The sequence below is a fragment of the Nocardioides sp. Soil777 genome (assembly GCF_001428425.1).
Classification (GTDB): domain Bacteria; phylum Actinomycetota; class Actinomycetes; order Propionibacteriales; family Nocardioidaceae; genus Nocardioides; species Nocardioides terrigena.
On sequence record NZ_LMSN01000010.1, the window covers coordinates 40,641 to 60,127 of the forward strand.

Consider the following 19,487-nt stretch of genomic DNA (forward strand, 5'->3'; position numbering starts at 1 on the left):
ACGTCGGCTTCTGCAATGATGCGCCTGTGACCGAGGCAACGGGTGTTCCAGGCACCACCCCCCACGAGCCGATCCGCGTCCTGGTCGTCGACGACCAGGAGCTGTTCCGCCGGGGACTGACCATGCTGCTCGCGCAGGACACCGACATCGAGGTCGTGGGCGAGGCGGACGACGGGATCGCCGGCACCGACCTGGCGACGACGCTCGCGCCCGACGTGGTGCTGCTCGACGTCCGGATGCCGCGGCGTACCGGCGTGGAGGCCTGTCGGGCCATCAAGGAGGCCGTGCCGTCGGCCAAGATCATTATGCTCACCGTCTCCGACGAGGAGGGTGACCTCTACGAGACGGTCAAGAACGGCGCCTCCGGCTACCTGCTCAAGGACTCCTCCATCGAGGAGGTCGCGCAGGCGATCCGGGTCGTCAACGAGGGCCAGTCGCTGATCAGCCCGTCGATGGCGGTCAAGCTCATCGACGAGTTCAAGCAGATGTCCAAGCCCGACAAGCAGCAGAGCACCGCGCTCAAGCTCACCGAGCGCGAGCTCGAGGTGCTGCGCCTCGTCGCCCGCGGCCTCAACAACCGCGAGGTCGCCAAGGAGCTCTTCATCTCGGAGAACACCGTCAAGAACCACGTCCGCAACATCCTCGAGAAGCTCCAGCTCCACTCGAGGATGGAGGCCGTGATGTACGCGATGAAGGAAAAGCTGCTCGACCTGCCGTGAGCGCGGTCGAGCGGATCACCACCCTCCAGGCACGCCGGATCGCACTGGCCGCGCAGGGCTTCACCGACCGCGCGCACGCCGAGCCGACGATGCGCACGCTCGAGCGCACCCTGTCGCGCACCGGCGTGCTGCAGGTCGACTCGGTCAACGTCCTCCAGCGGGCGCACTACATGCCGCTCTACTCGCGGATGGGCGCCTACGACGTCGACCTGCTCCGCCGTGCCTCCGAGCGCCGCCCGCGGCGGATGGTGGAGTACTGGGCGCACGTCCAGGCCTTCATGCCCGTCGACCTCTGGCCGGTGATGCAGCACCGGATGTCCGACTACCGGGCCCAACGGGGCAAGTGGGGCTTCACCGCCGACGCGGAGCTCGAGCCCGGCGTGCTCGCGGCGGTCCGCGACCGGGGGCCGGTCACCGCGCGCCACCTGGAGGAGGAGTTCTCCGACGGGCCCCGCACCAAGGAGCACTGGGGCTGGAACTGGTCGCAGGCGCGCAAGGTCCTCGACTACCTCTTCATGGTGGGCGAGGTGGCGATCGCGGGGCGCACCTCCCAGTTCGAGGTGCTCTACGACCTGCCCGAGCGCGTGCTGCCGGCCGCGGTCCTGGCCGCCCCGACGCCCACCCGTGCCGAGGCGGACGTCGAGCTCGTACGCCGCGCCGCCCGGTCGCACGGCGTCGCGTCGGTGCGCTGCCTCGCCGACTACTACCGGATGTCCGTCGCGGCCACCCGGGCCGCCGTCGACACGCTCCTCGAGACCGGCGAGGTCACCCCGGTCACCGTGCCGGGCTGGACGCGCGCGGCGTACCTGCACCGTGACGCCCGGCTGCCGCGGCGGGTGGGGGCGCGGGCCCTGCTCTCGCCCTTCGACCCCGTCGTGTGGGAGCGCTCGCGGGCCGAGACCCTCTTCGGCTTCTCCTACCGGATCGAGATCTACGTCCCGGCGGACCAGCGGGTGCACGGCTACTACGTGCTGCCCTTCCTGCTCGGGGACCGCATCGTCGCGCGGGTCGACCTCAAGGCCGACCGGGCGACCGGACGACTGCTCGTGCAGGGCGCCTTTGCCGAGCCCGGCGCGCCGCCCGACACGCCCGAGGAGCTGGCCGCCGAGCTGGGCCGGCTCGCGGGCTGGCTCGGGCTGGGCGAGGTGGTGGTGGGGGAGCGTGGCGACCTTGCCCCGTCGCTGGCCGCCGTTGCAGCGGCCGCTGGGTGGCGTGGGTAGCATGATCGACGGCCATCCGGCCGCCCGTACGTTGCACAACTCACTCTCACTCAACGGAGTCGCATCACCGTGCCTGCCATCATCGACAAGCTCCTCCGCATCGGCGAAGGCAAGATCCTGCGCCAGCTCGAGACGATCGTGAAGGCCGTCAACGCCATCGAGGACGACTTCGTCGCGATGAGCGACGACGAGCTCCGCGCGATGACGGTGGAGTTCCGCGAGCGGCTCGACAAGGGTGAGGCGCTCGACGACCTGATGCCCGAGGCGTTCGCCACGGTGCGTGAGGCCTCCAAGCGGGTGCTGGGCATGCGCCCCTTCGACGTGCAGATCATGGGTGCGGCGGCTCTGCACCTCGGCAACATCGCCGAGATGAAGACCGGTGAGGGCAAGACGCTGGTCGCGGTGCTCCCGTCCTACCTCAACGCCCTCGAGGGCAAGGGCGTCCACGTCGTCACGGTCAACGACTACCTCGCCAAGTTCCAGTCCGAGCAGATGGGCCGCGTCCACCACTTCCTCGGCCTGACCGTCGGCGTGATCCTGCCGTCGATGCGTCCCGCCGAGCGCCGCGAGGCCTACGCCTGCGACGTCACCTACGGCACCAACAACGAGCTCGGCTTCGACTACCTGCGCGACAACATGGCCGACTCCATCGAGGACTGTGTCCAGCGCGGCCACAACTTCGCCGTCGTCGACGAGGTCGACTCGATCCTCATCGACGAGGCGCGGACCCCGCTCATCATCAGCGGCCCGACCCAGGACGAGGTCAAGTGGTACGCCGAGTTCGCGACGATCGCGCGCACCATGCGCATCGACGAGGACTACGAGGTCGACGAGAAGAAGCGCACCATCTCCGTCCTCGAGCCCGGCATCACCAAGGTCGAGGACCACCTCGGCATCGACAACCTCTACGACTCGGTCAACACCCCGCTCATCTCGTTCCTCAACAACTCCATCAAGGCCAAGGAGCTGTTCCGCAACGACAAGGAGTACGTCGTCATGGACGGCGAGGTGCTCATCGTCGACGAGCACACCGGCCGCATGCTGGCCGGGCGGCGCTACAACGACGGCCTGCACCAGGCGATCGAGGCCAAGGAGGGCGTCACCGTCCGCGAGGAGTACCAGACCCTCGCCACCGTGACCCTGCAGAACTACTTCCGCCTCTACGACACGCTCTCGGGCATGACCGGCACGGCCATGACCGAGGCATCGGAGTTCGACAAGATCTACAAGCTCGGCGTGGTGCCCATCCCCACCAACAAGCCGATGGCCCGCGTCGACCAGCCCGACCTCGTCTACCGCACTGAGGAGGCCAAGTACCTCGCCGTGGTCGAGGACATCACCGAGCGCAGTGCCGCCGGCCAGCCGGTCCTCGTCGGCACCGTGTCGGTCGAGAAGTCCGAGCTGCTCTCCGGGCTGCTGCGCAAGAAGGGCGTGCCGCACACCGTCCTCAACGCCAAGCAGCACGCGGACGAGGCCAAGGTCGTCGCGCTCGCCGGCCACAAGGGCTCGGTCACCGTCGCCACCAACATGGCCGGTCGAGGCACCGACATCATGCTCGGCGGCTCCGTCGACTTCCTCGCCGACCAGGAGCTGCGCAAGCAGGGCCTCGACCCGGTGGAGAACGTCGAGGAGTACGACGCCGCGTGGCCCGCCATGGTCGAGCGGATCAAGGCCCAGGTCGCCGCGGAGCACGACGAGGTCAAGGAGCTCGGCGGCCTCTACGTCGTCGGCACCGAGCGCCACGAGTCCCGCCGCATCGACAACCAGCTCCGAGGTCGTTCCGGTCGCCAGGGCGACCCGGGCGAGTCGCGCTTCTACCTGTCCCTCGAGGACGAGCTGATGCGCCTCTTCAAGTCCGACTGGGTCGACCGCGTCCTCCAGGTGCTCAAGGTCCCCGACGACGTGCCGATCGAGAACAAGCGCGTCACCGGCGCCATCGCCAGCGCCCAGGGCCAGGTCGAGTCGCAGAACTTCGAGTCCCGCAAGAACGTCCTCAAGTACGACGACGTGATGAGCCGGCAGCGCGAGGTCATCTACGGCGAGCGTCGCCGGGTGCTCGAGGGCGCCGACCTCGAGGACCAGATCCGCACCTTCGCCAACGACGTCATCGCCGGCTACGTCGCCGGGTCGACCGAGGGCTACGCCGAGGACTGGGACCTCGACAAGCTCTTCACCGCGCTAGGCCAGCTCTACCCCTGCAGCCTCGACGCCGAGGGCGTCGAGGCGGCCGCCGGGGGCCGGGCCGGGATGAGCCGCGAGGCGCTCGTCGCGGACCTCCAGAAGGACATCCAGGAGGCGTACGACCGTCGTGAGGCCGAGGTCGGCGACGAGGTCATGCGCGAGCTCGAGCGGCGCGTCATCCTCTCCGTGCTCGACCGCAAGTGGCGCGAGCACCTCTACGAGATGGACTACCTGCGCGAGGGCATCTACCTGCGGGCCTACTCGCAGCGCGACCCGCTCGTGGAGTACCAGCGCGAGGGCTTCGACATGTTCGCCGCGATGATGGACGGCATCAAGGAGGAGTCGGTCGGCTTCCTCTTCAACCTCCAGGTCGAGATCGCCGAGGACGACGGTGACGACGAGCACGACCACGCGCATGACCATGACCACGACCACGAGCCGACCCCCGTCGGTGCGGCCGCAGCGGCGCCCGCCATCGACATGGGCGAGGCCCAGGGCCACGCGCCGCAGTTCAGGGCCAAGGGCCTCGAGCGCAAGGAGCGGCCGACCAACCTCGCCTACTCCGCGCCCTCCGAGGACGGCGAGGTCGAGGTGAAGGCCGAGGGCGTCTCCGACGAGTACGCCGGCGTGGGTCGCAACGACGTCTGCCCCTGCGGCTCGGGCAAGAAGTTCAAGCGCTGCCACGGCGCGCCCGGCGGGGCCACCGGCCGCGCCACCATGGGCGGCTGATCGCTCCTCGTCAGCCGAAGACCAGCGCGACGCACTGCCAGCGACCGTCGCGCGCCTCGAAGCGGGCGGCGAGGGCGCGGGAGCGCTGGCCGTGGCGCACCCGGGCCGAGACCTCGAGCGCGTCGGCCGCGACAAGACTGGTGCGGACCGAGGCCACGGTGGGACGGATGGCACCGCGTCCACGGCCCGTGGCGGGGGTGGTGCCGGCGGCCGCGGAGACGGTCGCGGCCCGGCGGCCGAGCTCCTGGTAGAGCCGGTGCTCGGTGTGGCGCAGCAGCTGGCTCAGCGGTCGGTCGCCCATCGCGATCTCCACCGCCGCGCTGAGGTAGCGGTGCACGAACGCGTCGAGGCGGTGACGCCGCGCGCCGTCCACCGCGACCAGGTCGAAGTGGGGCGCGTCCAGCCCTCCGTCGACCTCGGGCGGGTCGAGCCGCGGTGTCAGGTCGAGGGCGAGCGCACCCTGGACACTCGCCACGGGCACGGAGCGGCGGATCGGGATGACCTCGGCGTGGGGTTGGGTCTGCCGGATGGTGGTCATGGACGGTCCTCTCCTCGTGGTGGTGGCGATCGGGCTGGTGCGGGGGCTCATCGGTCCTCCCGCTCGTCGGTCGGAGGCAGCTGCAGCCGCTGCCCGGGGCGGATCAGGCCGGGGTCGGCCCCGATCTCGGCGCGGTTGGCGGCATAGACCTCCCGCCAGGCCCGGTCGACCTCGGCCGGTCCCGCGGACCGGGGGAGCCGGGCGGCGGCCAGGCTCCACAGGGAGTCGCCGCTGCGGACCACGACCTCGTCGGGGGCCGCGACGGGTGCCCTTTGGGCGACCGGAGCCGCGCGGACGGGAGGAGCGGCCCCGGGCCGGGCGGACGAGCTCGCGGTGGCGCGGTCGGGGAGCGGGAGCCCGACCAGCCGGTCGGTGTCGCCGCCCTGGCCGGCGACCGCGGGGGTGGCCACCCCGGCGACGACGACGGCGCCGCAGGCGGCGAGCACCAGGCGACGGGTCAACCCGCGCGCCTCCCGGGGGACCCGCCCCCGCGCCAGCCCGACCGTCGTGGCGGTGGTGACCACCCACAGGCGGGCGCCGCAGCCCAGGAGGACGGCGGCGCACACGGCCACCAGCAGGTCCTCGAAGTTGCGCTGCCAGGTCGCGGGCCGCACGAGCGTGGCCGCGGTCCCACCCGCCAGCCACGCCGTGGCGGCCAGTGCGGCGCTCGCGCCCAGCCAGACGACCAGGCACCGGACCATCGATGCATTCCCCCGAGACATCCCGAACCTTTCGTTTGCGTCTGTTTGCATCATTCAAAGAACTTTTGCGACGGATGTCAACGGGTTGTGCACAGGCTAGGGTCGGGGTCATGCGCTGGGACGAGCAGCTCTTCGAGCTCTTCGACGACCTGGAGGGCCAGGCCTCTGCCCTGTACGACGTCGAGCGCGGCGCGGAGCTCGTCGACCGCAGCCGTGCGGAGTACCACCACGTCGTCCTGGCGGGGCGCCTGGTGGCGTCCGTGGGGTCGGTCGTGGCCCTGGAGGTGGCCGGCGTGGGCAGGGTCGAGGGCACGCTGCGGCGCACCGGCGACGGGTGGTGCCTGCTGCGCGGGCACCAGCAGGACTGGATCGTCCGCACCGCGCGCATCCACGTCGTCCACGGGGCCTCGGAGCGCTCGGTCCCCGAGGTCGCCTGGTCACGCCTGCAGAAGCTCGGCCTGGGGTCGGCGCTGCGACGGCTGGCGGAGTCTCAGGCGCGCTGCCTGCTGCACCTGGCCGACGGGGCCCAGCACGAGGCGGTCGTGCGCCGGGTGGGTCAGGACTTCGTCGAGGTCGAGCCACCGGCGGGGGCGCGACTGCTGGTCGCCTTCGACGGCATCGCGGCGGTCCAGTCGCGCTGAGCGCGGACGGAGCCGCTCACCGCGCGGCCGGGACGGTCAGGGACCGGTCTCCCAGACGCGGACCCAGTCGACGAACATGTGCTGGGGAAGCCGGCTGTCCTTCATCTTCGGGATCTCGTAGTCCGAGGCCAGGATGCTGAGGATGGGGTACTGGCGGTCGGAGGAGATCCCGCCGCGGATGCGGTAGGTCTCCTTGCCGTCGATGCGGAAGACGAGCATCTCGGGTGTCCACTCCACCGAGAAGACGTGGAAGTTCTTCGACCACCCGTCGCGCCGGCTCCTGAGGAACGACCTGAACTTCGTCATCCGAGCACCGGTCTTGACCACGGTGTCGCCCTCGTAGCGGTGGACGAACGTGCCCAGGCCACCCAGGGGGTGCTTGTCGCCGAAGTACTCGATGACGTCGATCTCGTGTCCGGGGCCGCCCGGGTACATGCCTCCGACCGGCTGCATCCAGAAGGCACCGTGCTGGCCGCGTGAGTGGTGGAACTTCACGCGGGCCGCGGCGACGCCGTACCGGAAGGAGAACGCGCCCATCGTGCCGATGTGGCCCTGGAGGCGGTAGGCGTACCGGCGGCCGGGCTTGCCGCGCACCCCGGCCCGGCACCTGGTGGTCCTGCTGCGGTCCCTGAGGACGCTCAGCCGCACGGCGCCGTTGCGCACCCGGACCGCGCTCGGGTCTCCCTTCGAGCACCGGCGCAGGCTCTGCGGCTCGTAGCTCTGGCCCCGGTGGCTCCACGAGGGGCCCAGGACGGTGCCCGCGAACTCGTCGTTCCAGGTCGGCGCCAGCCAGCGTTCGGTGCTGACGGGTTCGCTCACGACCGCCTCGAGCCCGTCGAACCGGAGCGCCTTCACGCGGTACGTCAGCGGCTGGCCGTCGGCCGAGACCGGGGCGGCGAACTGCGCCCGACCGGCCCGGTCCTGCTTGACCTTGTCCACGTACTGCCAGGAGAGGCCACGCTGGACCTGGAGGCGGACCGGGCGGCCGACCAGGACCGGCCTGACGGTGGCGGTGATGGCGGCCTTCGCCCAGCCGGCCGGGGCGGCCCGCGGTCCCTGCTGGACCACTTGGGGCAGCGCCTGCAGGAGGACCTGCTGCGTGCCGGCGGTGTGGACCGAGGTGGTCGCGGCTGGGCCCTCGACCGGGCCCTCGGCGGCGTCGTCGGCCCCGGCGGGACCGGACCACAGGAGGAGGGACGCGGGCAGCAGCAGCACGAGGCTGCGGCAGGCGAGTGCGCGGCTGGCAGACATGGTCGAGCTCGTTTCGGGTGGCGGTGTTGATCGTGCGACGCGCCCGAGCTCGTCCTGGTTGTCGGCCCGACAGGTATTCCCGCAGTCCGGTGACGCCTCGGATCAGGTGGCGTCGACGTCGTACGGCGGGATCTGGCCCTCGGCGAGCTCCGGCTCCTTCGGCGGCCGGTCGTCCTCGTCCTCCATCGCCTCGATGATGTGCTTGCGCACGATGTTGCGCGGGTCGAGGTCGCGCAGCTCGAGGTCGGAGTACTCCGGGCCGAGCTCGGTGCGCAGCTCGTCGCGGGCCGAGTCGGCCATCGCCCGGGCCTTGCGGAGCATGATGCCCGCCTGCTTGGCCATCACCGGGAGTCGCTCGGGCCCGAACACCAGCACCGCCACCAGGGCGATGAGTGCCAACTCGGACAGACCGACCCCGAACATGGGTCAGAACTTAGCGGTCGGAGTGAGACCGAGCTGCATGCCGGCGAGTCCGCGACCCCGTCCGGCGAGCCGGTCGGCCACTGAGCGCAGCACCACGGCCGCCGGGGAGGTGGGGTCGGACTCGACGATCGGCTTGCCGGCGTCTCCGCCCTCGCGCAGCGACGGGTCGAGCGGGATGCGGCCCAGGACCGGTACGTCGTACCCGAAGCGCTGCGAGAGCGTCTCGGCGACGCGGTCACCACCGCCGCTGCCGAAGACCTCCATGGTGGAGCCGTCGGGCAGGGTCAGGAAGCTCATGTTCTCCACGACGCCGATGACGCGCTGATGCATCATCGAGGCCATCGTGCCGGCCCGCTCGGCCACCTCGGCGGCGGCCTCCTGGGGCGTGGTGACGACGACGACCTCCGCGCTCGGCAGGTGCTGGCCCAGCGAGATGGCGATGTCGCCGGTGCCGGGCGGCAGGTCCAGGAGCAGGGCGTCGAGGTCGCCCCAGTAGACGTCGGCCAGCATCTGCACGAGGGCCCGGTCGAGCATCGGGCCGCGCCAGGCGACGACCTGGTCGCGGCGCGGCTTGAGCATCCCGATCGAGATGACCGAGACGCCCGAGGGGGTCGGGACGGGCATGATCAGGTCGTCGACCTGGGTGGGGCGCGCGTCGGCGATGCCGAGCATGGCGGGGACCGAGTGGCCGTAGATGTCGGCGTCGACCACCCCGACCTTGAGCCCCTGCGCGGCCAGCGCCAGCGCGAGATTGACGGTGACCGACGACTTGCCGACCCCGCCCTTGCCGCTGGCGATGGCGTAGACCTTGGTGAGCGAGCCGGGCTGGGCGAAGGGGATCTCGCGCTGGGCCTTGCCGCCGTTGAGGACCTCCTTGAGGCCCGCCCGCTGCTCGGGGGTCATCACGCCGAGGGTGAGGTCCACCGAGGTGACCCCGGCGACCGAGGTGACGGCCGCGGTGACGTCGCGGTTGATGGTGTCCTTGAGCGGGCACCCGGAGACCGTCAGCAGCACGTGGACTGCGACGGAGCCGTCCTCGGCGACCTCCACCGAGTCGACCATCCCGAGCTCGGTGATGGGGCGCTTGATCTCGGGGTCGTTGACGGTCGCGAGCGCGTCCATGACCTGCTGCTGCGTGGGAGTGCTCATGATCGATGAGTCTACGAGCCGCCTGTCTCCTCCGACGGCTCGGGCTCGGGCCTGGTCAGCTCCTCGATGTCGCTCATCAGGCCGCGCAGCTCGGAGCGGAGGAAGTCACGGGTGGCGACCTCGCCCACGGACATCCGCAGCGAGGCCACCTCGCGGGCCAGGAACTCCATGTCCGCGTGGGCGCGGGCGTTGGCCTGGCGGTCCTGCTCGGCGACCACCTTGTCGCGCATCTCCTGCCGGTTCTGCGCGAGCAGGATCAGCGGAGCGGCGTACGACGCCTGGAGGCTGAGCATGAGCGTCAGGAAGATGAACGGGAACGGGTCGAACCGGAGGTCCGCCGGCGCCAGTGCGTTCCACGCGACCCAGATGATCACGAAGAGCGTCATGTAGATGAGGAACTTCGCGGTCCCCATGAAGCGGGCGAACTGCTCGGCGAAGACCCCGAAGGCGTCGGAGTCGTAGGAGGGCCGGCGGACGAGGTGCCGTCGGGCCTCGCGGGGCGTGTCGAGGCGGGTGCGGGCGCGGGAGTCGCTCATCGGCCACCGGTCCTCGGGGTCCGCAGGGGTCGGTCGCTGATCGGGCCGGGACGCACCGTCTTGTCGCGCCAGTTGTCGGGGAGCATGTGGTCGAGGAGGTCGTCCACGGTGACGGCGCCCAGCAGCCGTCCCTCGTCGTCGACGACGGGCGCGGCGACGAGGTTGTACGTCGCGAGGTGGGCCGCGACCTCCTCGATGCGGGCGTCGGGGCGCAACGGGTCCAGCGCCTCGTCGAGGGCGGCGGCGACCAGCGTCGACGGCGGCTCGCGGAGCAGCCGCTGGATGTGGGCGGCGCCGAGCAGCTTGCCGGTGGGCGTCTCGAGCGGCTGGCGGCAGACGTAGACGAGCGCGGCGAGCGCCGGCGTGAGCTCGGGGTCGCGGACGTGCGCGAGTGCCTCGGCGATGGTCGCGTCGGGGGAGAGGATGACCGGCTCGGGCGTCATCATGGCGCCGGCGGTGTCCTCGACGTAGGACATGAGGCGCCGCACGTCCTCGGCCTCGTCGGGCTCCATCAGGCCCAGCAGGGTCGCGGCGGTCTCGGGGTTGAGGTCGGCGATCAGGTCCGCGGCGTCGTCGGCCGACATCTCCTCGAGGATGTCCGCCGCCCGCTCGGAGTCGAGGTGCTCCAGGATCTCGACCTGGTCCTCGTCGGGCAGCTCCTCGAGGACGTCGGCGAGGCGCTCGTCGTCGAGCGCGGCCACGACGGCCGTCCGCCGCTCGGGCGGGAGGTCGTGAATCATGTTGGCCGCGTCGGCGGGCTTCATCTCGTTGAGCGCGGCGATGAGGTGGGTGGCGCCCTGGGCGTCCTGGCGGCGGGTGAGCCCGGTGACGTCACGCCACTCCACGGTGTGGGTCTGGCCGCGGCGCCGGAACCCCTTGGACGGCTCCTGGATCGCCACCCTCGACAGCACCCAGTCGCGGTTGCGGGCCTGCTCCATGGCGACGTCGTAGACCGTGCCGGTGACGCCCGTCGAGGTGATGGTGACCTGGCGGTCCAGCATCTGGCCCATCACCAGCGTCTCGGTGGAGCGCTGCTCGAAGCGGCGCATGTTGAGCAGGCCGGTCGTGTGGACCTGTCCGGAGTCGATGTTGGTCACCCGGGTCATCGGCACGAAGATCCGCTTGCGGCCGAAGACCTCCGCGACCATGCCGAGGACCCGGGGCTGCGTGGTGTCGCTGCGCAGGGCCACGACGATGTCGCGCACCTTCGCCACCTGGTCGCCCAGCGGGTCGAAGACCGGCAGCCCGACGAGGCGGGCGAGGAAGACCCTGTTCGGTGTGGTGCTCATCGCTCCTCCTCGGTCGTTCGTGTCCGGCAGCGAAGGCTACTCGCTCCGACCCGCGCGAGCGCCGACGGTGATGTGGTGGCCGTCGCCACGTCACTTACAGTGGAGTGCATGGTCGCCATCTGGAAGAGCTCAGCCCGCTCGGGCGCGCTGCTCTGCGCCGTGGTGCTCGGATCCTCGGTGCTCGGCGCCTGCGGCTCCGAGTCGGGTGCGGACCAGGCCTCCGAGTCCTCGAGTGCCGAGCCCAGCACCACCGAGTCGCCCACGGATTCGCCCACCGAGTCGCCCTCGGACACGGCGCCGGCCGAGCCCGCCACCGACCCGGCCAACGGCCTCCCGGTGTGCGCGGACGTCTGGGTCGACGGGCTCGACCTCCCGAAGGACTACACCGCCTGCTCGGAGGACGGCACCGCCGTCAAGCCCGAGAAGAAGATGTGTGGCTTCGGCAGCCCGATGATCATCCACGCCGACCGCTTCTACGCGCTGCGTGGCAACCGGGTCAACGACGTCGGTGACACCGCCACCAGCGAGCAGTTCCAGTCCGCGCTGGCGGCCTGCCAGGCCTGACCCAGGTCGTCCGGTCCCACGGTCGCCGCCAGCGGCCCCCGACCCGACCGACCCGCACCGGACGACGGCCGCGCCGCCGACCACGACACCGCCCGGACCCGACATGCAGGGCCACGACACACAGGGGAACCACCACGATGAAGTCCAACCGCCCGATCACGGCCGCGGTCGCCGCGCTGGCGCTGATGGCGCCGCTCACGTTCCTGACGACCCAGGCCAGCGCCGGGGAGCCCGTGGCCGCCGCCGCGCCCACCACGACGCCCACGCCGACCCCGGCGCCGACGGCCACCCCCACGCCGACCCCGGCGCCGACCGAGACCCCCACCGAGGACCCGACGCAGGACGCCACGAGCAAGTGGCACCCGCGCCCCGGCGTGCGCTTCAACGAGCCGCGTGACCCCGAGCAGTCGCACAAGATCAACCGCTACATCCGCCAGGCCATCGCCAACACGCCCAAGGGCCAGTCGATGAAGCTGGTCACCTGGAACTTCAGCAACCAGCTCTTCGTCAACGACATCATCGCCGCCCACAAGCGCGGGGTGAGCGTCCGGCTGGTCATGGCCAACGGGCTCGCCGAGGACCAGAGCCGCTCCAACGGCTACTTCTGGCAGGTCCAGCGGGCGCTGCAGAAGGGCAACAAGAAGCGTCCCGGTTACCTCAAGAGCTGGGCCCGCACGTGCAAGAACTCCTGCCGGGGCAAGGAGGGCATCCAGCACGGCAAGTGGTTCATGTTCAGCCGCACCGGCGGTCGCAACATGGTCGTCATGTCCACGTCGGCCAACCTCACCGACGCCGCGGCGTACAACCAGTGGAACGACCTGCTCACCGTGCAGGGTCGCCAGGGCACCTACGCCGCCTACGAGGCCGTCTTCAAGGAGATGTCCCGCGACCGCCAGGTCAAGCCGGCGTTCAGGACGTTCGACGACAAGAACTACGACGGCTGGTTCTTCCCGCAGATGGGCCCGCTGCGCAACCACAACGTCATCCGCCTGCTCAACAAGGTGAAGTGCAAGGGCGCCCGCGGCGACGCCGGCAAGAACGGCAAGACGGTCATCCGCGTCTCGCAGGCCGTCTTCAACGGCCGCCCCGGCTCGGCGATCGCCGGCAAGCTCAGGGGCCTGAAGAAGGACGGCTGCAACATCAAGCTCGTCTACGGCGTGCTCAACAACAACTCGCGCAAGCTCCTCGACAACATCCCGAGCCGGACGATCCTCGAGGACACCAACGGCGACGGCTTCGTGGACCGCTACGTCCACATGAAGGCACTGACCATCTCCGGCGTCTACGGCCGCAACAAGTCCGCGCACGTCGTCTACCAGGGCAGCGCCAACTTCTCCGGCATGGCGACGCTCTCCGACGAGCAGGGCTTCATCATCAACAGCCTGGCGCTGGAGAAGTCCTACTCGAAGTTCATCAACTACCTCTTCAAGAACCCGCCGCCGCAGGGCCAGGACCTCGTCAAGGAGATCATCCTGCGCCAGTCGGCCGGCTACGACCCGTTCGCGCAGGTGCGCGAGGAGATGGGCATGGGCGCCATGCAGCCCGCGCTCGACTGACGTCGACGAGCACGACGTACGACGCCGACCGGCGGCCCCGGGACAACCCCGGGGCCGCCGGTTGCGTCTCTCCGGGGGGCACCGCGACGCGGCGTGGGGTCCCGCACGGCGGTCGAGGTCTGGCCCACTGTGGTGGTTGTGACTTACCGTGACTGGTGTTACTCGTGATGTCCGCTCTGCTGCACTGCCTACCCCGGAGGTTGCCATGAAGGCGTACACCGCCCTCATCGCCCTGGTCCTGAGCCTGTTGTCCCCGGTCGCGCTGGCCGCCCCCGCGGGCGCCGGCACCACCACGACCGGGGTCGGGATGACCGCCGCCTCGGCCGGTGCCCTGCCCGCCGCCGCGCGGCGCAAGGCGGGCGCGGAGGCCGTCTCCGGTGGGGGAGAGCACTCCTGCCGACTGCCCGGCGACGGCTCGCTGCTGTGCTGGGGACGCAACTCCTACGGCCAGCTCGGCGACGGGAAGAAGGGCACCCAGACCCCGACCCCGCAGCGCGTCACCAAGGGCAACCCGTGGCGACGCGTCTCTGCCGGCGGCGGCACCACCTGCGGCATCAAGAAGAACGAGCGGCTCTTCTGCTGGGGCGTCAACCACCGCGGCCAGCTCGGTGACGGCACCACCAAGCAGCGCCTGCGGCCCGTCGTGGTCGCCAAGAACAAGAAGTGGACCTCGGTCAACGCCGGCTGGTTCAACACCTGCGGCATCACCCGCCAGACGCAGCTCTACTGCTGGGGCGACAACGCCGCCGGTCAGATCGGCGACGGCGGCAAGGCCAAGGCCCGCACCAAGCCGACGCTGGTCAAGAAGGGCAAGAACTGGACGTCGGTCTCGGTCGGGAGCCGCTTCGTCTGCGCGACCAAGAAGAACGGCGCGCTGTTCTGCTGGGGCGGCAACCTCTTCGGCCAGCTCGGCCACGGCGGCTACGCCGGCAAGGCCAAGCCCGCCCGCGTGGGCACGAGCAGCAGCTGGGCCGAGGTCTCGACCTCGTGGACCCACACCTGCGCCCGCAACACCAGCGGCGGGGTCTTCTGCTGGGGCCGCAACACCTTCGGGCAGGTCGGCGACGGCTCCGTGACCACCACGCCCACCCCGCGCCAGGTCGTGGGCAACCTCAAGGCCGTCGACATCACCACGACCGAGGGCGCCTCCTGCGCGATCGACACCAACGCCCGGGTGCAGTGCTGGGGCAACAACGCCTACGGCGTGATCGGTGACGGCAGCAAGCCGTTCGCCACCTCGCCCGAGGCTGGCCCGGCCGACATGCGAGAGATCGAGGGGGGCTGGCGCCACGTCTGCGGCGTCACGACCTCCGGGGCGACGTCCTGCTGGGGCCAGAACGACCGCGCCCAGCTCGGCAACGGCACGCTCACCAGCAGCCCGTCGCCCACCGAGGTGGAGCCGCTGCCGCCGGCGGACCCGGCCGGGGTCACCGACTTCCGGATCGCCACCGTCAACGCGCTGGGCAACGGGCACACCCGCCCCTACGCCCACGACGACTCGTTCGGCCCGGCGACGACGCGGATGACCTGGATGGCCGACCAGCTCGACAACAGTGCGATCGACATCATGGGCCTGCAGGAGACCAACGCCGACCAGGTCTGGCACCTGCTCAAGGCCGCCCGCGGCACGTGGGACGTCTACCCCCGCCCCGAGGCCGGCGACGACGCGGCCGAGGCCGCCCTCGCCTGGCGCACCAGCGTCTGGGAGCTCGTGGACGCCACCACGATGATGAACCAGTTCATCAGCAAGGAGCTGCCGCGCCCGATCGTCAAGCTGCGCCACAAGGTGACGGGCAAGGAGATCTACGTCATCAACGTCCACAACGCGCCGTGGGACTACCAGTTCAAGCGCAACAAGGCGACCAACGTGCAGATCGCCAAGATCAACGAGCTGCGCGCGACCGGCACGCCGGTCTTCTACGTCGGTGACATGAACGAGAAGCGCGAGATCCTCTGCAAGGTGCTCGGCAAGACCGACCTGGTCAGCCCGTTCGGCGGTGCGTACGACGACACCACCGGGACGTGCACCAACCCGCGCAGCCGCATGCGGGTGGACTGGATCTTCGGCTCGCCCGAGGCGACGTACTCCAACTTCGAGTACACCCGTCCGCCGCTGCTGAGCCTGGTCACCGACCACAACATGGCGCTGGTCGACGTACGCCTCCCCTGACCGGACGGAGGGTGCCGGAGCCGACTCGGTAGGGTCGGCCCGGCACCACCGCACTACCGGCCGACCGGGGCCGGCTGCACCGGCACCTGGAAGGGAGTGGACGTGGCTGATCGCGTCGTCCTCCACATCGGCTCGATGAAGTCGGGCACCAGCTTCATCCAGAACGTCCTCGGCAACAACCGCGAGGCACTGGCCCAGCACGGGATCTCGTTCGCGGGGGAGCGCTGGCGCGACCAGGTCACCGCGGTCCAGGACCTCATCGCCCACGGCGGTCCTCGTCAGGAGCCGCTCGACCCGGCCGGGCCGTGGCTGCGGCTGGTCGACGAGATCAACGCGACCCCCGGCACCTCGGTGGTCTCGATGGAGTTCCTCGCCCCGCGCGTCACCGCCAAGATCGAGCTCGTCCGCGACGCCCTGGAGGGCGACCTCCAGGTGGTGCTCACCGGTCGCGACCTGGCGCGCAACATCGCCGCCATGTGGCTGGAGTCGGTGCAGAACGGCTCGGCGGTCGACTGGGACGCCTACCTCGCCGCCGTCCGCTCCGAGGACCGCTCGCAGCCGGTGGCGCGCAACTTCTGGAACCACCAGGGCCTGGCCGAGATCGCCCGGCGCTGGGCCGACGCGGTCGGCGAGGACCACTTCACGCTGATGACGGTGCCGCAGAAGGGCGCGCCGTCGAGCCTGCTGTGGGAGCGCTTCGCGCAGGTGCTCCACCTCGACCCCCAGGCCTTCGCCCTCGACGTGCGCGCCAACCCCTCCATCGGGCTCGCCACCGCGATGACGCTGCAGCACCTCAACGCGCTGCTCGAGGCCGACGGCTTCACCGACGACAAGTACTACGACCTGCTGGTCAAGCACCTGCTCACCAAGCGCGGGCTGGTGGCCCGCCAGGGCCAGGAGCCGCGCCTCGGTCTCGACGAGCGCTGGGTGATGAAGCGCGGGGCCGCGGAGGTCGCCGCGCTCCGCAAGCAGGGCCACCGCGTGGTCGGCGACCTCGACGAGCTGCTGCCGAAGCCGGTCCCCGGCGTCCATCCCTCCCAGGTCTCCACGCAGCAGCAGCTGGAGGCGGCGATGGAGGGACTGTCGCGGATGGTGCAGATCGGCGTCGAGCGCGAGGGCCGGCACCGCCGCCGGATCGCCCGGCTGAGGAAGGGCAACCGATGAGCTCGCTACCGCACGTCGCCGTCATCACGATGGCCCGCGACGAGGGCACCATGCTGCGTCGCTGGGTCGACCACTACTCGCGCGAGGTGGGGGCCGAGCACCTGGTCGTCGTCGACGACAACAGCTCGGACGGCTCCACCGACGACCTGCCCTGCCCGGTGCTGCGCATCCCGCCACTGACCAGCAAGAAGTCCTTCGAGCCCGCCCGGATGGGCATGCTCGGCGGCCTGTCGGCCGGCCTGCTCGAGGCGTACGACGCCGCGATCTTCTGCGACGTGGACGAGTTCATCGTCGCCGACCCCAAGGTGCACGAGTCGCTGCGCCACTTCGTCGCCGCGCGCGAGGGTCGTCCCGCAGTCGGCGTGATGGGCCTCAACGTCGTCCACGACGTCGGTCGGGAGGCCGCGCTGGTCGACGGCGAGCCGATCCTGGGCCAGCGCCGGCTGGCGAAGTTCCTGCCGTTGATGTGCAAGCCGTCGCTCAAGTGGGACCCCGCACCGTGGGCGCTCGCCTCGCACGGCATCAAGTGCCCGTTCGAGGTCGACCCCGAGCTGTTCATGTTCCACATGAAGTTCGCCGACCGCGACCACCTGCAGGCCGTGGCCGACCGGCGCCACGAGATGTTCACCACCGAGGGTCGCGCCGCCCGCACCAGCTGGGAGCGCAGCGGCGGCGACATGGTCGACCTGCTCGACGAGATCACCGCTGACATCGACCACGACGAGGTCAAGCCCTTCGGCCCGCCGCTGAAGAAGCTGCCGGGCATCGTCGAGCAGAGCGGGCCCGACGTCTGGCGTGCCGTGGGCGGCGGGCAGGTGCAGGCCATGCGCAACCGCCCCTTCGTCCGCATCCCCGACCGCTTCCTCGGCCGGGTGTGAGCGTGGCGCCCGTCCACGACGTGCGGGTCGACGCCGAGGGCGTCCGGCTCGTCGGCGACGACGTGCTGTGCAACCTGGCCTTCGACGGCCGCCGCATCTGGTCCTTCTGGAGCCGGCGCGACGGCACCCCGGACGGACCGTGCTGGCTGGTGCGCTGGCCCGATCGCCTGGGGCTCCACCTCGACGGGGTCACCCGGGTGACCATCACCCTCGGCACCGGCGAGGTCGTCCTCGACGACGAGGTCCGGTTCGGCACGTCGACCGAGCGGGTGGCCGTGGTCGACCGACAGGGTGCACCGCTGGGCATCGACTACTACGGCCGCCTGGTCAAGACGTTCGAGACCAAGGAGGAGGGCCAGCTCGAGCCCCTGCTCGACGCCCTGGGGACCGTGCTCGGGCTGCTGCAGGCGGAGGGCCTCGAGGCCTTCCCGGCGTACGGCACCCTGCTCGGCGCCGTGCGCGACGGCGCCTTCATCGGCCACGACAGCGACGCGGACGTCGGCTACGTCAGCCACCACACCCACCCGCTGGACGTGATCCGGGAGTCGCACCGGGTGCAGCGCGCGGTGCAGCGCCAGGGCTACCCGACGTCGCGGCACAGCGGGGCCGCGTTCAAGATCGACGTCCCCGACGCGGACGGGTCGGTGCGCGGCCTCGACGTCTTCGGCGGGTTCTTCGTGGGTGACCACCTGGCCCTCATGGGCGAGGTGTGGGCGCCCTTCGAGCGGGAGTGGATCTTCCCGCTCGGCACCACCACGCTCGAGGGCCGCACGTTCCCCGCTCCGGCGCGCCCGGAGCCGCTGCTCGAGGCGATGTACGGACCCGGCTGGAAGGTGCCAGACCCGGCCTTCAGGTACGAGAAGGATGAGTCCGCGCAGCGCCGCTTCGACGCGTGGTTCCGGGGCACCCGGGTCAACCGCCCGCAGTGGGACCACCGCTACGGCCTCGCACGCCTGCTGCCGCCGTACCAGCCCCCGCACCACCTCGCCGAGCACCTGCACGAGCGCGAGGACCCCGACACGTGGGTCGTCGACGTGGGCTGCGGCCGTGGTCGCGACGTGCGGTGGCTGGCGAAGCACGGCCGGCCGACCGTGGGGCTCGACTACTCCGAGACCGCGATGACCTTCATCGCCGACAAGGCCGCCCAGCAGGGATGGCCGGTCGAGCTGCGCACGATGAACCTCCTCGAGCTGCGCCAGGTGCTCGCGTGGGGCGCGCTGCTCGCCCACCGCCCCGGACCACGCACGATCCTGGCCCGGCACCTCGTCGACAGCACCTCGCCGGTGGGGGTCGACCACTTCTGGCGCCTCGCCGGCATGGTGCTGCGGCCGGGGGAGCGCGTGCACCTCGAGGTCCTCACCGAGGCGATCGAGGACGACGAGGGCCGCCCGCCGCTGACCCGGCCGGTCGACGTGGACGCGTTCCTCGCCGACGTCGTGGCCCGCGGCTGGGTCGTGACCGGTCGGGAGGACCTGGTCGGCGAGCCGATCGACTACGGGTACGGCGAGGAGCCGTCCCGCGACAAGCAATGGCGGACGACCCGCCTGGAGGTGGAGGCCCGATGAAGCTGAGCCGCAAGGACCTGGAGGAGAGGGTCGAGGCGCTCGAGTCCACGGTGGCGTCGCTGGAGGAGCGCGTCGCCGAGGGGCAGGCGCTGCACCAGCGCTTCGCCGAGCTGCTCGACGTGGTGACCGAGCTGCTGGTGCCCCTCTCGCAGCGTGACGAGGCCGCGGTGCAGGCCACGGTGAGCAGGTACGTCGACGAGCTGGGGTCGTGAG

Annotated in this window: 18 protein-coding genes; 11 read left to right on the forward strand and 7 right to left on the reverse strand. The window is 71.0% G+C overall.

What is annotated here, in order from left to right; genetic code table 11:
* The first annotated feature begins 26 nt into the window (after positions 1–26).
* The 3 genes from ASG88_RS07255 (at position 27) to secA (ending at position 4,849) form a co-directional block, all read left to right on the forward strand.
* A complete protein-coding gene (locus ASG88_RS07255) occupies positions 27–719 on the forward strand; it encodes a response regulator (RefSeq protein WP_056886769.1) in 693 nt (230 codons plus the stop codon).
* A complete protein-coding gene (locus ASG88_RS07260) occupies positions 716–1,939 on the forward strand; it encodes a winged helix-turn-helix domain-containing protein (RefSeq protein WP_056886770.1) in 1,224 nt (407 codons plus the stop codon). The genes ASG88_RS07255 and ASG88_RS07260 overlap by 4 nt, the downstream gene beginning before the upstream one ends.
* Before the next feature lie 69 nt (positions 1,940–2,008).
* On the forward strand, positions 2,009–4,849 hold the full coding sequence (gene secA, locus ASG88_RS07265; protein WP_056886771.1) for a preprotein translocase subunit SecA: 2,841 nt from the start codon (positions 2,009–2,011) through the stop codon (positions 4,847–4,849).
* A 10-nt stretch (positions 4,850–4,859) separates the two neighbouring features.
* Here the strand turns inward: secA and ASG88_RS07270 are convergent, their stop codons facing one another.
* Both ASG88_RS07270 and ASG88_RS07275 read right to left on the reverse strand, forming a co-directional pair.
* Positions 4,860–5,387: an Rv3235 family protein gene (locus ASG88_RS07270; protein WP_056886772.1), complete on the reverse strand. Its 528-nt coding sequence runs from the start codon at positions 5,385–5,387 to the stop codon at positions 4,860–4,862.
* Between the two features lie 47 nt (positions 5,388–5,434).
* The gene (locus ASG88_RS07275) at positions 5,435–6,088 is read right to left on the reverse strand and encodes a LysM peptidoglycan-binding domain-containing protein (RefSeq protein WP_056886773.1); all 654 of its coding nucleotides are present in this window, start codon (positions 6,086–6,088) and stop codon (positions 5,435–5,437) included.
* A 110-nt stretch (positions 6,089–6,198) separates the two neighbouring features.
* Here ASG88_RS07275 and ASG88_RS07280 point away from each other — a divergent pair, with 110 nt between their 5' ends.
* Positions 6,199–6,729, forward strand: a complete 531-nt coding sequence (locus ASG88_RS07280) for a hypothetical protein (protein WP_056886774.1) — start codon at positions 6,199–6,201, stop codon at positions 6,727–6,729.
* A gap of 36 nt (positions 6,730–6,765) precedes the next feature.
* Here the strand turns inward: ASG88_RS07280 and ASG88_RS07285 are convergent, their stop codons facing one another.
* The 5 genes from ASG88_RS07285 to ASG88_RS07305 all read right to left on the reverse strand — a co-directional run bounded on the left by ASG88_RS07285 (position 6,766) and on the right by ASG88_RS07305 (position 11,377).
* Positions 6,766–7,980 carry a family 16 glycosylhydrolase gene (locus ASG88_RS07285; RefSeq protein ID WP_056886775.1) on the reverse strand — a complete coding sequence of 405 codons (1,215 nt, stop codon included), beginning with the start codon at positions 7,978–7,980 and terminating at the stop codon, positions 6,766–6,768.
* A 102-nt stretch (positions 7,981–8,082) separates the two neighbouring features.
* Positions 8,083–8,403, reverse strand: a complete 321-nt coding sequence (locus ASG88_RS07290) for a sec-independent translocase (protein WP_056886776.1) — start codon at positions 8,401–8,403, stop codon at positions 8,083–8,085.
* A gap of 3 nt (positions 8,404–8,406) precedes the next feature.
* The gene (locus tag ASG88_RS07295; protein ID WP_056886777.1) at positions 8,407–9,552 is read right to left on the reverse strand and encodes an Mrp/NBP35 family ATP-binding protein; all 1,146 of its coding nucleotides are present in this window, start codon (positions 9,550–9,552) and stop codon (positions 8,407–8,409) included.
* 11 nt (positions 9,553–9,563) lie between these two features.
* Positions 9,564–10,088, reverse strand: a complete 525-nt coding sequence (locus ASG88_RS07300) for a DUF1003 domain-containing protein (RefSeq protein ID WP_056886778.1) — start codon at positions 10,086–10,088, stop codon at positions 9,564–9,566.
* Entirely contained in the window at positions 10,085–11,377 is a 1,293-nt protein-coding gene (locus ASG88_RS07305; protein ID WP_056886779.1) for a magnesium transporter MgtE N-terminal domain-containing protein, read from the reverse strand. Before ASG88_RS07305 ends, ASG88_RS07300 begins: the two co-directional genes overlap by 4 nt.
* Positions 11,378–11,485: 108 nt before the next feature.
* On the opposite strand from ASG88_RS07305, the gene ASG88_RS22985 reads away from it, so the two are divergent.
* The 7 genes from ASG88_RS22985 (at position 11,486) to ASG88_RS07340 (ending at position 19,486) form a co-directional block, all read left to right on the forward strand.
* On the forward strand, positions 11,486–11,941 hold the full coding sequence (locus ASG88_RS22985; RefSeq protein WP_056886780.1) for a hypothetical protein: 456 nt from the start codon (positions 11,486–11,488) through the stop codon (positions 11,939–11,941).
* 137 nt (positions 11,942–12,078) lie between these two features.
* Positions 12,079–13,497: a phospholipase D-like domain-containing protein gene (locus ASG88_RS07315; protein WP_056886781.1), complete on the forward strand. Its 1,419-nt coding sequence runs from the start codon at positions 12,079–12,081 to the stop codon at positions 13,495–13,497.
* A 205-nt stretch (positions 13,498–13,702) separates the two neighbouring features.
* A complete protein-coding gene (locus tag ASG88_RS07320; RefSeq protein ID WP_056886782.1) occupies positions 13,703–15,667 on the forward strand; it encodes an endonuclease/exonuclease/phosphatase family protein in 1,965 nt (654 codons plus the stop codon).
* Between the two features lie 102 nt (positions 15,668–15,769).
* Positions 15,770–16,831: a hypothetical protein gene (locus ASG88_RS07325; protein WP_157559615.1), complete on the forward strand. Its 1,062-nt coding sequence runs from the start codon at positions 15,770–15,772 to the stop codon at positions 16,829–16,831.
* Complete coding sequence (locus tag ASG88_RS07330; protein WP_056886784.1) at positions 16,828–17,709, forward strand: glycosyltransferase family 2 protein; 882 nt, start codon at positions 16,828–16,830, stop codon at positions 17,707–17,709. The genes ASG88_RS07325 and ASG88_RS07330 overlap by 4 nt, the downstream gene beginning before the upstream one ends.
* 2 nt (positions 17,710–17,711) lie before the next feature.
* Positions 17,712–19,274 carry a class I SAM-dependent methyltransferase gene (locus tag ASG88_RS07335; RefSeq protein WP_056886785.1) on the forward strand — a complete coding sequence of 521 codons (1,563 nt, stop codon included), beginning with the start codon at positions 17,712–17,714 and terminating at the stop codon, positions 19,272–19,274.
* A complete protein-coding gene (locus ASG88_RS07340) occupies positions 19,271–19,486 on the forward strand; it encodes a DUF6752 domain-containing protein (protein ID WP_056886786.1) in 216 nt (71 codons plus the stop codon). Before ASG88_RS07335 ends, ASG88_RS07340 begins: the two co-directional genes overlap by 4 nt.
* Position 19,487: the final 1 nt, after the last annotated feature.

Coding starts and splice junctions, on each gene's coding strand:
- ASG88_RS07330 (WP_056886784.1), top strand. CDS start 16,828: ATGAGCTCGCTACCGCACGTCGCCGTCATCACGATGGCCCGCGACGAG.
- ASG88_RS07275 (WP_056886773.1), bottom strand. CDS start 6,088: ATGGTCCGGTGCCTGGTCGTCTGGCTGGGCGCGAGCGCCGCACTGGCC.
- ASG88_RS22985 (WP_056886780.1), top strand. CDS start 11,486: ATGGTCGCCATCTGGAAGAGCTCAGCCCGCTCGGGCGCGCTGCTCTGC.
- ASG88_RS07290 (WP_056886776.1), bottom strand. CDS start 8,403: ATGTTCGGGGTCGGTCTGTCCGAGTTGGCACTCATCGCCCTGGTGGCG.
- ASG88_RS07305 (WP_056886779.1), bottom strand. CDS start 11,377: ATGAGCACCACACCGAACAGGGTCTTCCTCGCCCGCCTCGTCGGGCTG.
- ASG88_RS07315 (WP_056886781.1), top strand. CDS start 12,079: ATGAAGTCCAACCGCCCGATCACGGCCGCGGTCGCCGCGCTGGCGCTG.
- ASG88_RS07270 (WP_056886772.1), bottom strand. CDS start 5,387: ATGACCACCATCCGGCAGACCCAACCCCACGCCGAGGTCATCCCGATC.
- ASG88_RS07340 (WP_056886786.1), top strand. CDS start 19,271: ATGAAGCTGAGCCGCAAGGACCTGGAGGAGAGGGTCGAGGCGCTCGAG.
- ASG88_RS07285 (WP_056886775.1), bottom strand. CDS start 7,980: ATGTCTGCCAGCCGCGCACTCGCCTGCCGCAGCCTCGTGCTGCTGCTG.
- ASG88_RS07300 (WP_056886778.1), bottom strand. CDS start 10,088: ATGAGCGACTCCCGCGCCCGCACCCGCCTCGACACGCCCCGCGAGGCC.
- ASG88_RS07320 (WP_056886782.1), top strand. CDS start 13,703: ATGAAGGCGTACACCGCCCTCATCGCCCTGGTCCTGAGCCTGTTGTCC.
- ASG88_RS07280 (WP_056886774.1), top strand. CDS start 6,199: ATGCGCTGGGACGAGCAGCTCTTCGAGCTCTTCGACGACCTGGAGGGC.
- ASG88_RS07295 (WP_056886777.1), bottom strand. CDS start 9,552: ATGAGCACTCCCACGCAGCAGCAGGTCATGGACGCGCTCGCGACCGTC.